The sequence below is a fragment of the Flavobacterium psychraquaticum genome, assembly GCF_034497725.1.
GTDB classification, from domain to species: domain Bacteria; phylum Bacteroidota; class Bacteroidia; order Flavobacteriales; family Flavobacteriaceae; genus Flavobacterium; species Flavobacterium psychraquaticum.
Genome location: NZ_JAXKVR010000027.1, coordinates 16922 through 31721, shown reverse-complemented (window position 1 = coordinate 31721; position 14800 = coordinate 16922). Strand labels below are relative to the sequence as shown.

13 protein-coding genes are annotated in these 14800 nt (G+C 31.9%); 10 read left to right on the top strand and 3 right to left on the bottom strand.

All coding sequences use genetic code 11. The features are described 5' to 3' along the window. Positions 1-128: 128 nt before the first annotated feature. Positions 129-1493: an oxygen-independent coproporphyrinogen III oxidase gene (hemN, locus tag T1L09_RS06175; protein ID WP_322550085.1), complete on the top strand. Its 1365-nt coding sequence runs from the start codon at positions 129-131 to the stop codon at positions 1491-1493. 70 nt (positions 1494-1563) lie between these two features. Here the strand turns inward: hemN and T1L09_RS06170 are convergent, their stop codons facing one another. After that, positions 1564-3390 carry a BamA/TamA family outer membrane protein gene (locus T1L09_RS06170; RefSeq protein ID WP_322550084.1) on the bottom strand — a complete coding sequence of 609 codons (1827 nt, stop codon included), beginning with the start codon at positions 3388-3390 and terminating at the stop codon, positions 1564-1566. 83 nt (positions 3391-3473) lie between these two features. Beyond that, positions 3474-3746, bottom strand: coding sequence for a hypothetical protein (locus tag T1L09_RS06165; protein ID WP_322550083.1), 273 nt, complete (start codon positions 3744-3746; stop codon positions 3474-3476). A 178-nt stretch (positions 3747-3924) separates the two neighbouring features. On the opposite strand from T1L09_RS06165, the gene T1L09_RS06160 reads away from it, so the two are divergent. From T1L09_RS06160 to T1L09_RS06125, 8 genes are all read left to right on the top strand, one after another. Further along, positions 3925-5271, top strand: coding sequence for a DEAD/DEAH box helicase (locus T1L09_RS06160; protein WP_322550082.1), 1347 nt, complete (start codon positions 3925-3927; stop codon positions 5269-5271). A gap of 130 nt (positions 5272-5401) precedes the next feature. Further along, positions 5402-7327, top strand: a complete 1926-nt coding sequence (locus tag T1L09_RS06155; protein WP_322550081.1) for a vWA domain-containing protein — start codon at positions 5402-5404, stop codon at positions 7325-7327. Then, complete coding sequence (locus T1L09_RS06150) at positions 7324-8583, top strand: dihydroorotase (RefSeq protein ID WP_322550080.1); 1260 nt, start codon at positions 7324-7326, stop codon at positions 8581-8583. The genes T1L09_RS06155 and T1L09_RS06150 overlap by 4 nt, the downstream gene beginning before the upstream one ends. Before the next feature lie 20 nt (positions 8584-8603). Continuing rightward, a complete protein-coding gene (locus T1L09_RS06145; protein WP_322550079.1) occupies positions 8604-8927 on the top strand; it encodes a hypothetical protein in 324 nt (107 codons plus the stop codon). A 2-nt stretch (positions 8928-8929) separates the two neighbouring features. Further along, positions 8930-9568: an alpha/beta hydrolase gene (locus T1L09_RS06140; RefSeq protein WP_322550078.1), complete on the top strand. Its 639-nt coding sequence runs from the start codon at positions 8930-8932 to the stop codon at positions 9566-9568. Positions 9569-9716: 148 nt separating this feature from the next. Further along, positions 9717-11084 carry a 30S ribosomal protein S6--L-glutamate ligase gene (rimK, locus tag T1L09_RS06135; RefSeq protein ID WP_322550077.1) on the top strand — a complete coding sequence of 456 codons (1368 nt, stop codon included), beginning with the start codon at positions 9717-9719 and terminating at the stop codon, positions 11082-11084. A 24-nt stretch (positions 11085-11108) separates the two neighbouring features. Then, entirely contained in the window at positions 11109-11291 is a 183-nt protein-coding gene (locus T1L09_RS06130) for a GldL-related protein (protein ID WP_322550076.1), read from the top strand. A gap of 119 nt (positions 11292-11410) precedes the next feature. Further along, a complete protein-coding gene (locus tag T1L09_RS06125; protein WP_322550075.1) occupies positions 11411-11965 on the top strand; it encodes a hypothetical protein in 555 nt (184 codons plus the stop codon). Positions 11966-12032: 67 nt separating this feature from the next. On the opposite strand, the gene hutH is transcribed toward T1L09_RS06125, so the two are convergent. After that, positions 12033-13535 (bottom strand): histidine ammonia-lyase, encoded by a 1503-nt coding sequence (gene hutH, locus T1L09_RS06120; protein WP_322550074.1) that lies wholly within the window; start codon positions 13533-13535, stop codon positions 12033-12035. A 164-nt stretch (positions 13536-13699) separates the two neighbouring features. On the opposite strand from hutH, the gene gcvT reads away from it, so the two are divergent. Next, on the top strand, positions 13700-14782 hold the full coding sequence (gcvT, locus tag T1L09_RS06115) for a glycine cleavage system aminomethyltransferase GcvT (RefSeq protein ID WP_322550073.1): 1083 nt from the start codon (positions 13700-13702) through the stop codon (positions 14780-14782). Positions 14783-14800: the final 18 nt, after the last annotated feature.

The window sequence follows — 14800 nt, the reverse complement described above, 5'->3', positions numbered from 1 at the left end:
ACAAGTCAAAGATATAAATTTCATTAGCTGTTTTTTGTAATAAATGTTACATAAGTTTGATATGATAATTATCATTTTTTATTTTTATACCTTACACTACATTTGTTATTCGAAAAAAAGTATTCCTTATGCAACTCTCACTTGTTCAAAAATATAATGTTCCAGGACCTCGATATACGAGCTATCCTACCGTTCCCTATTGGGAAGAAGATTTATTTCATGTAGAAGATTGGAAGCGCACCCTATTGCAATCCTTTGAAGAATCTAATACTTCAGAAGGTATTAGTTTATATATTCATTTGCCTTTTTGTGAGAGCTTGTGCACCTTTTGCGGTTGCAATAAACGAATTACAAAACGGCACGAAGTTGAAGATCCATACATTCTTGCGGTTTTAAATGAATGGAAAATATATTGCGATTTATTACCGACGAAACCCAACATTAAAGAAATTCATTTAGGTGGCGGCACACCAACTTTTTTCTCACCAGAAAATTTAAAATTTCTTATCGACGGAATTTTTAAATCGGCAGACAGAGCAATAGGTTATGAATTTAGTTTTGAAGGACATCCTAACAATACTACGCGCGATCATTTACAAACTTTGTATGATTTAGGATTTAGAAGAGTCAGTTTTGGCGTGCAAGATTATTCAGATAAAGTACAACTTGCAATACATAGAATTCAGCCTTTTCATAATGTGGCAAAAGTTACTTTCTGGGCAAAAGAAATTGGTTTCACTTCTATTGGACACGATTTAATTTTTGGATTACCATTTCAAACTTTACAAGATGTTCAAGATACTATTGATAAAACAAAATCATTACAACCAGATCGATTGGCTTTTTATAGTTATGCGCACGTGCCGTGGATTAAAGGAAATGGACAACGTGGTTTTAAGGATGAAGATCTACCAAAAGACGATGAAAAGAGAAAATTGTATGAAGAGGGTAAAAAACGATTAGCTCAAAACGGTTATTTAGAAATAGGAATGGATCATTTTGCCCTAGAAAATGATAGCATGTTTGAATCTTTTAAAGAAGGAAATTTACATCGGAATTTTATGGGATATACTGCTTCAAAGACAAAATTAATGATTGGTTTAGGCGTTTCATCCATTAGTGATAGTTGGTATAGCTTTGCTCAAAATGAAAAATCTATTGAAGATTATTATGCAAGATTGGAAGCTAAAGAATTACCTGTTTTTAAAGGCCATTTATTAAATTCGGAAGATTTAGTAATCAGAAAACATATTCTTAACTTAATGTGTAAATTTACTACTTCTTGGAAAGATGAAGCTATGAAATTTACAGAACTAAATGAAATTCATAAAAGCTTAAAAGAAATGGAAGTCGATGGTTTACTATCGTTTATATCGGATGGCATCACAGTAACCGAAAAAGGAAAGCCATTCGTAAGAAATATTTGTATGGCCTTTGATTTAAGATTAATCAGAAAAGCGCCAGAAACAAAGTTATTTTCAATGACAATCTAATTAAATGTGCTTTTCATACTTCCAAACACGCTATTGAGTTAATTCTGAAAAGTGTGTTTTTAATTTTATTTTATTCGTACCGAATATACTGTGGTTTACCTAACATATAATCTTCTATGATAAAATCGTCATTAGAAAAATTATTAGTTTTAAAGATATTATCTCCTTCAAAAGGAATTGTTGGATAATATGAAAATGAAATTTGGAAACTACTAAAAACTAAATAGTCGTTGTTAATCTGAATACCCAACGTAAATTTTGAATATACTTTACTATCAAAAAATGCATTTCTAGCGGCTAAAGAACCTGCAGTAATGTTTATATAAGGACTGAAACGAAATCCATTCCAATTTCCGGGCATATAGGATTGCGTTTGTAACGATACAACCCATTTTTGAGTACCGTAAGCTTGACTATCAAAACCCTCAATTCCATAATAGTCATTCAATCGCAATTGATCTTTAAAGGATTCATCTCTGTTATTCCCCCATATATAAGTTGGCTTGATAAAATGTCTAACACGCCAAGTGCCCATATGTCTTAACGGACTATAATAACTCGCTCCTACTTTAAATGCCGTTTGTTCTGTTATGCCGTGGTTATAAAAACTTCCCCATTCTGTAAAGGCTCTTAAATAACCAAAGGAATATCTTTTCCCTTGCGCAAGGGTGATCCCAGAATAAAATCGTGAGCCACTATTTTTTTGTTGATGACCAAAAACTAAAGAAATTTTTTCACCGTAAGGGACGTCCTCAGTAATGTTGAAATTAAAAATATAATTATCTTGGTAATATTTTTGTCGAGAAAGACCAATATAACCAATTGAATTTTTCTCGGAAGCAAAAAAATTAGTCGGATCTAAAATTGCACCTGGCGATGTCAAATACGCTTTTCGATTAAAAGAAACCGCTGCAACCAAATTAATATATTTTGTTTCTCCCCAACTCGGATTGGTAATTTTGAAAGCATGTCCATACCAATAATCTTGAATTTCATATTTGGTTACAGAATTTACTAAAGAGTCTAGAATAGGAATTGCTTCACTATAAACAGTATTTTCAAAACTAATTCCTCCAGCATCTTTGGTGAAAACTGAATAAAAGGGACGGTTTAAACTCACTTTACGCTTGCTATCGTCATTAAATTCTTTTTCATATTCTAAATCGAAACGGATATAAGTGTTAATGATATTAGGAACTGAATATTTGAAATTATAATCATGCTCACTTGGTGAAAATTTGTTGCCCACTTCACCACTCAACTGATGTCCGAAACCAAAAATATTACGTTCAATAATTTTTATTCTACTCTTAGTATTGGAAATAGTACCATCTGGAACTAAACTCCAAGAATCTAAAACTCTAATTTTTATATCAATTGAATCGTTTTTTGAATCTAAATAAATAGGCGTTACAGAAACTTCTCTAACAAATCGTTGACTTCTTATCAAACGTTCAGATTCTTTCAGTAATATAGAATCGCAAATACCATTTTCTTCAACCAATAATAATTTTTTAATCACAAACGCTTTGGTTTTGTTGTGCATACTATTCCCAAATCGTTCAAATCTATTTCTAGGTACTCTTTTTATATCATTCACAGAATACCCAATAGGATCAAGAGTTTCAATAATGATATTTCGCACTATTTTCCCATTTGTTTTTTTTGTGATAACCGATTTTTCTGGTTTCTCAGCTGCTTTTTTTTTTGTTTCTAAAGCCGAAGACCGAAAGATCAATTTATAAACAAATTTCTTGAATTTACTAGTTTTAGCGTAAGTTTGAATCTCCTTATAAATAGCGGTGCTATCCTTCTGCGGTTCTTTCACTTGAGCCGTTGCGGACGAAGCGAAAAAACAGCTAAGAAAAACCGACAACAATACAATTTTAAAATTCATATGTCCTATTAACTCAAGAAAGTCAAATTTAGTGTAATTTTAGATCGTTTTAAAAAAAAATTATAAAAACTGCGAAATTTCTCTTACCTAGTAGCTTTCAAAATACTACCTAATGCCACTAACTTCCAAAAAGTTACTGGATCTTTTGGTAGCACTTCATCAATTAAATCTGCTCTGTAATTCTCTGAATATAAAAGAGCATATTCATAATTTAATAAATCTTTTGTCGTGAAAATTTCTTTAAATTCAGGGCGTAATTCATCATTATTGTTTACAAAGCAAACATTTCCTCCAAGTTCATTTAGATTGATAAACAGCAAACCTAATGCTTTTGAAATTTTTTCTGCTAATTCCATTGTCAAATATAAGTACAAGAATTCAGTTTTATAAGGTTAATTCAATAAGTTTTCGAAAATTAATAATAAAAAACCTTTGCTAAATTGAAGTCAAAAAGATCTAAAATCATTCGAAACTCGCTACTTACATCACATCCCTAAATAATTAATACGTACATTTGCGCAAAATAAAATTTCAATGAAAACCTTTCTCGAATTCGATTTACCAAAATCATTACAAAAAGCATTAGACGAATTAGGATTTGTTCATCCTACTCCTATTCAAGAAAAATCGCATTCCGTAATCCTTTCCGGTAGAGATATGATGGGAATTGCACAAACCGGAACCGGTAAAACCTTAGCTTATTTACTACCTCTTTTAAAACAATGGAAATTCCAAGATAACGAATCGCCAAGAGTTGTTATTTTAGTTCCAACGCGTGAATTAGTAGTTCAAGTTGCTGCAGAAGTGGAGAAACTAACCAAATATATGAGTGTGAAAACGCTTGGAATTTATGGTGGTGTGAACATCAACACGCAACGTAAAAATTTAGCAATGGGTGTCGATATTTTAGTCGGAACTCCTGGTCGTGTAATGGATTTAGGTTTAGATGGTGTTTTACGATTTGATTGCTTACAGAAATTAGTAATTGATGAGTTTGATGAAATATTAAACTTAGGATTTAGAACTCAATTGACCTCTATTTTATCGATGATGCGAGGCAAAAAACAGAACATCTTATTCTCGGCAACAATGACCGAAGAAGTAGATGCCATGTTAGATGAATATTTTGAATTCCCAGAAGAAGTTTCCTTAGCTGCAAGTGGAACACCATTAGAGCAAATTGAACAATTAATCTATAAAGTTCCGAATTTCCTTACCAAATTAAATGCTTTAAAACACATTATCGCTACGACCGAAACTATGGAACGTGTGCTGATTTTCGTGAACAACAAACGTATAGTAGAATTGGTTTCTGATACGCTTGAAGAAGCATTTCCGGGAGAATTTGGCGTTATTCACTCAAATAAATCACAAAATTATCGTTTAAATACGATGGCTTCTTTCCAAAGAGGAGAATTACGAGGTTTGGTAACTACTGATATCATGGCGCGTGGATTAGATATTTCTGATATTACGCACGTTATCAACTTACAATTTACTACAGAACCTGAAAAATACATGCACAGAATCGGTAGAACCGGTCGTGCTGACAAAACAGGTATTGCAATCAGTTTAGTTTCGCCAAGTGAAGAAGAAATTAAAATTGAAGTGGAACTTTTGATGAATACCGAAATCAAAGAAGTTCCTTTACCTGAAGAAGTAAAAATAGAAGAACGCTATTTGGATTTCGAAAAGGAAAAAAAGAAAATGAAATTCTTGTTGAAAACCCCTAAAAAAGAAGGTGGAGAAGCTTTTCATAAGAAAAAAGAAAAAAACGCAAAGGTCAATCTTGGTGGTCCTGGAAAACGTAAACCTAGAAAAACCGAATCTAGAAATAGAAATATCGAACGTAAAAGAGACGAAAAGAGAAAGAAGAAATAGTCAGCGGTGAGCCATTTTCATTGGTCAGTTTTGCAAAATATAATACTATTCAAAAGGAAGTGACAATTTGTAAATTCTAAATTCTGAATTATCATTTGTATTTCGTATTTTTGACAAATTCTAAAATTAAATGCAGTTTAAACATCCGGAAATACTCTACTTTCTTTTTCTGTTGGTGATACCAATTTTGGTGCATTTATTTCAATTACGCCGATTTAAAAAAGAGTATTTTACCAATGTAAAACTGCTGAAAGAACTTCAAACGCAAACCCGAAAAAGTTCTAAAATCAAAAAATGGCTTTTGTTAGCAACCCGATTATTATTGTTGGCTTGTTTGATTTTAGCCTTTGCCCAACCTTTTTTCAAAGCAAAAGACACGACAAACAAAGGAAATGAACTAATCATTTTATTAGACAATTCGTTTTCAATGCAAGCCAAAGGTGCAAAAGGCGAATTACTGAAAAGAATTATCCAAGAATTATTAGAAGAATTACCTGAAAACCAACAGTTTTCGTTATTGTCGAATTCCGAAGTTTTTTGGGACACCGATATTAAATCCATTCAAAAAGAAATTCAAAATCTAAATTATTCGGCGATGCCTTTTCAATTGGATTATTTGATTAATCAAGTAGAAACCAAAAAGAAAAACACTAAAAAAGATTACGTCATCATTACAGATGCCATTCAATCTAACAGTAAAAAAGCGGAAAATTTATCCGATAATAATGTGGTTTATTTCATTCAGCCTAAAGCCGTAAATAAAAATAACGTTAGTATTGACAAAGTAATCATTTCGCAGGTTTTAGATCAGTTTTATGAATTAAAAATCACTTTAAAAGCATTTGGAGATCTAAAAAATGAAATTCCATTATCCGTGTTTAATGAAGAAAAAGCAATTGCAAAGACGATAGCCAAATTTGAGAAAAATGAAGCTGAAATCACTATTACCATTCCAAAACAAGATTTTCACGGTAAAATTAGCATTGAAGACAACAGTTTAAGTTATGACAATGACTTTTATATGAGCATTTCAAAACCTAAAAAAGGCAATGTTTTAGCCATTGGAACTTTGGAAAAAAACAATTTCTTAAGTCGTATTTTCACTTCGGATGAATTCAATTTTACAAGTTCGGAGGTAAGCACTTTAGATTATAATCAAATCGAAAATCAGGAAGCTATTATTTTGAATGAATTGGAAGATTTGCCAATTGCTTTGGGAACTACTTTAAAATCGTTTTACGAAAAAGGCGGTAATGTAATTTTAATTCCAAGTGCTAAAAATTCAACTATAACTCTAAATACATTTGCTAAGAATTTTGGCGGACTTCAATATTCAAATTTAGTAAACACTGAAAAGCAAATCACAAAAATCAACTTTAGTCATCCTGTTTATCAAACTGTTTTTGAGAAAAAAGTCACAAATTTCCAGTATCCAAAAACGAAAGAAAGCTTCGGTTTATCTGGATTAATTGCTGTGTTGCAGTTTGAAGATAATTCTTTGTTTTTAGGCTCAACAACCAACAGATTAGGATCTTTTTACGCTTTTTCGGCGCCAATTAACAAACAGAACAGTAATTTTCAAAACGCACCATTAATTGTACCTACTTTTTATAAAATGGGACAAAACCAAGGTAAAACAGGAATTAACGCTTTCACAATCGGAGAAAATGAAAACCTTATCTTAGAAACTATTTTAGCCAAAGAAGAAGTGATTTCTGTAGGAAAAGAAGGCTATAGTTTCATACCAATGCAACAAATTTTGAATACGAAATGTAAATTATCATTTGGCGACTATCCCGAACAAGCCGGAAATTTTGAGGTAACAAAAGGAAGTGAGCTTTTGAAAAAAATTAGTTTTAATTATCCAAGAACTGAGAGTGATTTACAGCAAGAAACTTCGGCTACATTTGAAAAATTCACCAAAGTAAATAACATAACAACCGTTTTAAATGATATTGCTTCCGAACGCACAAGTAATGAAATTTGGAAAGGTTTTATTCTAGCAACACTACTATTTTTACTCATTGAACTACTAATCCAAAAATTTATAAAATGACAAATGTTATTTTAAAACAAGCTAAAATAATCGATCCATCAAGTCCATTTCACTTGCAAACAATGGATTTAAAAATTGAAAACGGCACGATTACAGCAATAGAAAAAGAAATTATAAATACGACTGATTTTGAATTGGTTGAAGTTCCAAATCTTCATCTTTCACAAGGTTGGATGGATCCTTCGGTTTCTTTCGGCGAACCAGGTTATGAAGAACGCGAAACCATAGAAAATGGTCTAAAAGTGGCTTCAAAAAGTGGTTTTACAGCTGTAGCTTTGCAACCCAATTCAAATCCAGTGCTAGACAATCAATCGCAAATCCGATTTGTAATGGATAAAGCTAGAAATCAAGCGACAAATTTGTATCCTATTGGTGCTTTAACTCGTGGAAGTGAAGGCATTGATTTGGCTGAATTATTCGATATGAAAAACGCTGGAGCAATTGCTTTTGGTGATTACAAAAAAGCGTTACAAAATGCAAATCTGCAAAAAATAGCCTTACAATATGTGCAAGATTTTGACGGATTAGTAATTGCTTTTTGTCAAGATAGTACTTTAAAAGGTTCCGGAATTGCAAACGAAGGAATTATTAGTACTAGATTAGGCTTAAAAGGAATTCCAGCTTTGGCGGAAGAATTACACGTAGCGAGAAATCTATTTTTATTAGAATATACGGGTGGAAAATTACACATTCCAACCATTTCCACACAAGGAAGTATTCAATTAATTAAAGAAGCTAAAGCCAAAGGTTTAGAGGTAAGTTGTAGCGTTACCGTTCATAATCTTGTTTTAAACGACGAAGTTTTAACAGGATTTGATACGCGTTACAAAGTTTCACCTCCTTTACGTGAAGAAGCTACTCGAAAAGCATTAATCGAAGCGGTTTTAGACGGAACAATTGATTGCATCACTTCCGACCATAATCCGCTTGACATCGAACATAAAAAGTTGGAATTTGATTTAGCAAAAGACGGAACCATTGGCTTAGAAAGTGCTTTTGGAGCATTACTAACCGTTTTACCACTTGAAGTTGTAGTTGAGAAATTAACGGCTACTAAACTGGTATTCAACTTAAAATCAAATGCAATTGCTGTTGGTAATAAAGCTGATATATCGCTATTCAACACAGACGAAGATTGGACTTTCACAAAAAAATCAATCCAATCAAAATCTAAAAATTCGGCCTTTCTTGGACAAAATATGAAAGGAAAAGTCATTGGAATTTATAACAATGGACAATTGGTACTTAACAATTAATAGCAGTAAAAAAGAAAAAAATGAACGATATAGAAAAAGGGAAAAACGTTGCAATAATAAGTTATATAACCATAATTGGTTCTGTAATTGCAATTTTTATGAATCAGGAAGAAAACCGGACTAATTTTGCAAGTTTCCATATTAGACAAGCCTTAGGAATCTTTTTAACCTTCTTTATATTGGGATATCCTATTGGATATTTTGACAATTGGATGGTTACTGCTTCTTTTTGGGTTTTTATTTTCGTTTTATGGTTTTATGGTTTCATCAGTTGTTTAAATGGTGAAACTAAAATCGTACCTTTTTTAGGTCCATTTTTTCAGAAATTTTTTAAAAATATATAATAATGAACTTACAGTATCTAATTCAAGAACCAGCAGATAAGTTGGAAAAAAATCCGTTAATCGTATTATTACACGGTTATGGTAGTAATGAAGAAGATTTATTTTCTTTTGCACCAGAATTGCCTAAAGAATATTATGTAATTTCTGTTCGTGCTCCTTTTGATTTACAACCTTACGGTCACGCTTGGTATGCCATTCATTTTGATGCCGACGAGAATAAGTTTTCAGACAATGATGAAGCTAAAGAATCCGTACAGTTAATTGCAAGTTTTATTGATGAAATTACCGCTAAATATCCAATCGACAAGGACAATATTAATTTAATTGGCTTTAGTCAAGGTGCAATTTTAAGTTATGCTACTGCCCTAACCTATCCTGAAAAAATTGCTAAAGTTGTAGCTTTAAGTGGTTATTTGAATTTAGATATTATTCCTGAAAATATTGACAAAAAATCCATTGCTCACTTGAAATTCTTTATTTCACACGGAACTGTAGATCAGGTAATTCCTGTAGACTGGGCAAGAAAAGCAAAACCAGCATTGGAAGCTTTAGGATTGGATGTCACTTATAATGAATATCCAATTGGTCACGGTGTAGCACCACAAAATTTCTATGACTTTAAAAATTGGTTACTTAAATAAATTTCTTAGAATTTACGTTAAAATAGTTCGAATAAAACTCTTATAATAATAGTTATACGGTGCTGTAAATCGTTTTTTATTTTATTCAAAAAAATAGCCTTCTTATTAAAAAAAATAGTAATTTCGATAAGAATTTATAAAGTCAAAAATGTTAGATAAAGTTATTGTAGGTAGTGAAGAATGGTGTTCCTTCCCTACTTTGGGGATTCCAACAATTAAAGCAAGAGTAGATTCTGGAGCTAAAACTTCGGCATTACATGCAATTAATATTATTACTTTTGAAAAAAATGCTGAAAATTGGGTCAAATTTGACATCAATCCTATTCAGAATAATGCAAAAGCAGTGATTCATTGTGAAGCGCCTCTTGTGGATAAGCGCGTAGTAAAAAGTTCAAGTGGATTTAGAGAACAACGCTATGTAATTAAAGTAAAATTAGAAATTGGTGGAAAAACTTGGGACATAGAGGTTACTCTAACTAATAGAGATTCAATGGGATTCCGAATGTTACTTGGTCGTGAAGCGATGTCTGGTAGAGTTTTGGTAGATCCCGAAAAGAGTTATTTGCTTGGTCAGCCTACAAATGAAAAACTTAAAGAATACTATTATCATCCAAACGAGGTAAAAAAAGGATTAAAAATTGGAGTTCTAGCCAGTAATCCTGAGTTATATAGTAATAAAAGAATCATAGAAGCAGGAGAATTAAGAGGTCATGAAATGCACTTCTTAAATCTAAAATACTGTTATATGAAATTAGACGCTACCAAACCCGAAATTCATTACCGTGGCGGAAAAATTTTAAATGATTTTGATGCGGTTATTCCAAGAATTCGTCCAAGTATGACTTACTATGGTTGTGCTTTAACGCGTCAATTTGAAGCCTTAAAGGTTTTTGCATTGAATAATTCTTCAGCAATTACACAATCGAGAGATAAATTATACTCTTTACAATTATTATTAAATCATGGTGTTGATATTCCAACAACCGGATTTGCAAATTCGCCCTTAGATACCGATGATTTAATTAAAATGGTAGGTGGTTCGCCTCTAATTGTGAAATTATTAGAAGGAACACAAGGTAAAGGTGTCGTTTTGGCAGAAACTAAAAAAGCAGCCGAATCGGTAATTAATGCTTTCAAAAGTTTGAATGCAAACATTTTAGTACAAGAATTCATCAAAGAAGCGAATGGTAAAGATTTACGTTTGTTCGTTGTCGACGGAAAAGTTGTTGCGGCTATGCAACGCGAAGCCTTACCAGGCGAATTCCGAGCAAATATTCATTTGGGTGGTACTGCTTCCGTAGTTAAAGTTACTGCCGAAGAAAAGAGAATTGCAATAAAAGCCGCAAAAGCGATGAATTTAAAAGTGGCTGGAGTTGATATTATTCGTTCATCAAAAGGTCCATTATTGTTAGAAGTGAACTCTTCGCCAGGATTAGAAGGAATTGAAGGCGCAACAAATAAAGATATTGCAGGTGAAATGATTAAGGCAATTGAGAAAAACTTTAAGTGGAAATAGTTCCGTGTTCAAAATTAACATTTTATGAAAAAGCAGTTAAGAATTCCTTTAGTTTTATTTCTTGTCGGAATGGTTATAACTATTTCAGGTGCTTTATTTAAAATAATGCATTTTCCAGGTGGTAATATCGCTTTGATTATTGGCATGTTGGCAGAAGCTTTAGCCTTAATTTTATTAATTACTTATGTGTTAAAGAACATGAAATAATGAGTTTTTTAATACTTTTAAATATTTATCAAATTTATCTTTTAAAAATATGAAATTTATTTTTTTATATACTTACATTTTTCACTTTAACAGCACATGCTCAAGATCATAAAGTTGAAATGATTTCTAAATTTGATTCTGCTGAATTAGGTTCTAACAAATGGGCTTTAGAGAGTTTTCAAGGAATCGATAAATTAGATATAAGTTTTACAAACGCTCAAAAATTAATTGGAAAAAATTTTAAAATTATAATCCGAAAATACAAAAAAGGAAAAATTGAAATTGAAAAAGTAGTAATTGATACAAAATTAGAGGGACTTCCAACAATCGGAAAAGATTTTAAATTTTCAATCCTTTCGCAACAACTTTTAAACAACCAAAAAATAGCATTTTTCTTCTCAAATTTTAGCAACAAACAAATTTTCGATGTAAATAAAAAATATAAAGATGGTTCCTTTTTACTTCGTGATGTTTGTGGATCTGAAAACGATAAAGTTAATTTTACAATTGGAAATGAAACACAAATCGGATTAATTACACCACCTAATATTGATTCGAGCAAAGGGAATTTAGGCTATTGCGAGGTTTCTAAAGGAAATATTAATGTGGCTGAATGGTATCAAAAATATAAAATAGCAGAATTTTTCTTACTTTATATTTTGATTGAAGAATAGAAACTTATTTGAACAAAGAAATAGGCGAGTATAATTTACTCGCCTATTTCTTTATTTATTACTATTATTAATTCTCTAAATCCATCTGAAAACTGTTTAAGAAACCAATAGATTTTTCAATGTCGTAATGAAAAATTCTGTCTTCTGTTACAAAAGAAACGTCTTCTCTATATGATTTTACAAAACTTTCAATGAAATCACTTGATTTTAAAGGTCTTCTAAATTCTAAAGCTTGCGAGCCATTTAATAATTCAATTGCTAAAATACGTTCAATATTTTCAACAATTCGTAAGGTTTTCGTAGCTGCGTTAGCACCCATACTCACATGATCTTCTTGCCCGTTCGAAGAAACTATACTGTCAACACTTGCTGGAGTTGCCAATTGTTTGTTCTGACTAGCAATACTTGCCGCCGTATATTGTGGAATCATAAAACCCGAATTTAATCCTGGATCATTTACTAAGAAAGCTGGTAAACCTCTTAATCCTGAAATTAATTGATACGTTCTTCTTTCCGAAATACTTCCCAATTCCGATAAAGCAATTCCTAAGAAATCTAAAGCTAAAGCTAAAGGTTGTCCGTGGAAATTTCCGCCTGATATTATTAAATCTTCACCTACAAAAATATTGGGGTTATCTGTTACCGAATTAATCTCTGTTTTGAATACTTTCTTCGCATATTCAATCGCATCTTTCGACGCACCGTGCACTTGTGGAATACATCTAAACGAATAAGGATCTTGAACGTGTGCTTTTGCTTGTGCTATGATTTCACTATCTTCTAAAATATCTCTAAAACGTTCTGCCGTTTGAATTTGTCCTTTATGTGGGCGAACTAAGTGAATCAAATCGGTAAAGGGTTCTAATCTTCCGTCGAAACCTTCTAACGAAATCGCTCCAATTACATCTGCAAAATAAGATAATTTATCAGCTTTAATCAAACAGTAAACACCATAAGCACTCATAAACTGAGTTCCATTTAACAACGCTAATCCTTCTTTGGATTGCATTATAATTGGTGTCCAACCCATTTTTTCTAAAATCTTAGAGGTAGGTTGTCTAAATCCGTCATAATACACTTCGCCTTCTCCTAATAATGGTAATGATAAATGTGCTAAGGGAGCTAAATCTCCCGATGCTCCTAAAGATCCTTGAGTATATATTACCGGTAAAATATCATTATTATAGAAATCAATCAAACGCTGCACAGTAAGTAATTGAACACCAGAATGTCCGTAACTTAAAGATTGGATTTTAAGCAATAACATGATTTTTACAATTTCATGAGGTACTTCTTCTCCTGTTCCACAAGCATGTGATTTTACTAAATTTTCTTGAAGTTTAGATAAGTTTTCATTCGAAATTTTCACATTACACAACGAACCAAATCCAGTATTTATTCCATAAATAGGACCGCTGTTCGATTTCATTTTATCATCTAAATATTTTCTACATTTTTCAATATTTACAATAGCTTCTTCTGATAATGCCAATTTTTTTCCTTGGTAAATAACTTCGCTAATTGCTTCAATCGATAATAATTCTGAACTTATATAATGTGTAGTTTCCATTTCAACTTATTTAAGCTTCAAAATTCCGCAAACAATTAGAATAATGCAAGGTTTATCAGTAATATTATTACAAATTTAATATACTTTAAAATTTAGATAAAATCTAGGGCTAATTTTAAGAATTTTCAATAAATTAGCATCTTTAAATAATACAATCATTTGATATGAAAAATACAGCGTTAACGCACATTCACGAAAGTTTAGGAGCAAAACTGGTTCCATTTGCTGGATACAATATGCCAGTACAATATGAAGGAGTAAATATCGAACACGAAGTTGTTAGAACTGGTGTTGGTGTTTTTGATGTTTCTCATATGGGAGAATTTTTCTTAAAAGGCGAAAATGCTTTGGCCTTAATCCAAAAAGTAGCTTCTAACGATGCTTCAAAATTAGTCGATGGAAAAGCACAATATTCTTGTTTACCTAACAATGAAGGTGGAATTGTAGATGATTTAATCATTTATAAAATCGCTGACAACAATTATATGTTGGTCGTTAATGCTTCAAACATTGAAAAAGATTGGAATTGGATTTCAAAACATAATGATTTAGGCGTGGAGATGATCAATGCTTCTGAAGACTATTCTTTATTAGCAATTCAAGGTCCAAAGGCTGCAGAAGCTATGCAATCTCTGACCACTATCGATTTGACGAATATGCCTTACTACACATTCCAAATTGGAGAATTTGCTGGTAAAAATGACGTTATTGTTTCGGCTACGGGTTATACTGGTTCTGGTGGATTTGAAATTTACTTCAAAAACGAAGATGCCGAAGAAATTTGGAATAAAGTTTTTGAAGCTGGTGCATCTTTTGGCATAAAACCAATTGGATTAGCAGCTCGTGATACATTACGTCTAGAAATGGGATTCAGTTTATACGGAAATGATATTACAGATACAACGTCGCCGTTAGAAGCAGGTTTAGGTTGGATTACAAAATTTGAGAAAGAATTTACTAATTCTGAAAACCTTAAAAAACAAAAAGAAGCAGGCGTTACACGTAAATTAGTAGGTTTTGAAATGGTAGAGAGAGGAATTCCTCGTCACGATTATGAAATTGCAGATGCAGCCGGAAACGTAGTTGGAATTGTAACTTCAGGAACACAATCGCCATCTTTAGGAATTGCTATTGGAATGGGATATGTTCCATTAGAATTAGCAACTCCAGATTCTGAAATTTACATCAGAATTAGAAATAAAGACGTTAAAGCTAAAGTAGTAAAAACACCGTTTTACAAGAAATAATAATAAGAACAAGTTCAA

Coding starts and splice junctions, on each gene's coding strand:
- hemN (WP_322550085.1), top strand. CDS start 129: ATGCAACTCTCACTTGTTCAAAAATATAATGTTCCAGGACCTCGATAT.
- T1L09_RS06170 (WP_322550084.1), bottom strand. CDS start 3,390: ATGAATTTTAAAATTGTATTGTTGTCGGTTTTTCTTAGCTGTTTTTTC.
- rimK (WP_322550077.1), top strand. CDS start 9,717: ATGTTAGATAAAGTTATTGTAGGTAGTGAAGAATGGTGTTCCTTCCCT.
- hutH (WP_322550074.1), bottom strand. CDS start 13,535: ATGGAAACTACACATTATATAAGTTCAGAATTATTATCGATTGAAGCA.
- T1L09_RS06160 (WP_322550082.1), top strand. CDS start 3,925: ATGAAAACCTTTCTCGAATTCGATTTACCAAAATCATTACAAAAAGCA.
- T1L09_RS06150 (WP_322550080.1), top strand. CDS start 7,324: ATGACAAATGTTATTTTAAAACAAGCTAAAATAATCGATCCATCAAGT.
- T1L09_RS06165 (WP_322550083.1), bottom strand. CDS start 3,746: ATGGAATTAGCAGAAAAAATTTCAAAAGCATTAGGTTTGCTGTTTATC.
- T1L09_RS06155 (WP_322550081.1), top strand. CDS start 5,402: ATGCAGTTTAAACATCCGGAAATACTCTACTTTCTTTTTCTGTTGGTG.
- T1L09_RS06140 (WP_322550078.1), top strand. CDS start 8,930: ATGAACTTACAGTATCTAATTCAAGAACCAGCAGATAAGTTGGAAAAA.
- T1L09_RS06145 (WP_322550079.1), top strand. CDS start 8,604: ATGAACGATATAGAAAAAGGGAAAAACGTTGCAATAATAAGTTATATA.
- gcvT (WP_322550073.1), top strand. CDS start 13,700: ATGAAAAATACAGCGTTAACGCACATTCACGAAAGTTTAGGAGCAAAA.
- T1L09_RS06130 (WP_322550076.1), top strand. CDS start 11,109: ATGAAAAAGCAGTTAAGAATTCCTTTAGTTTTATTTCTTGTCGGAATG.
- T1L09_RS06125 (WP_322550075.1), top strand. CDS start 11,411: ATGATTTCTAAATTTGATTCTGCTGAATTAGGTTCTAACAAATGGGCT.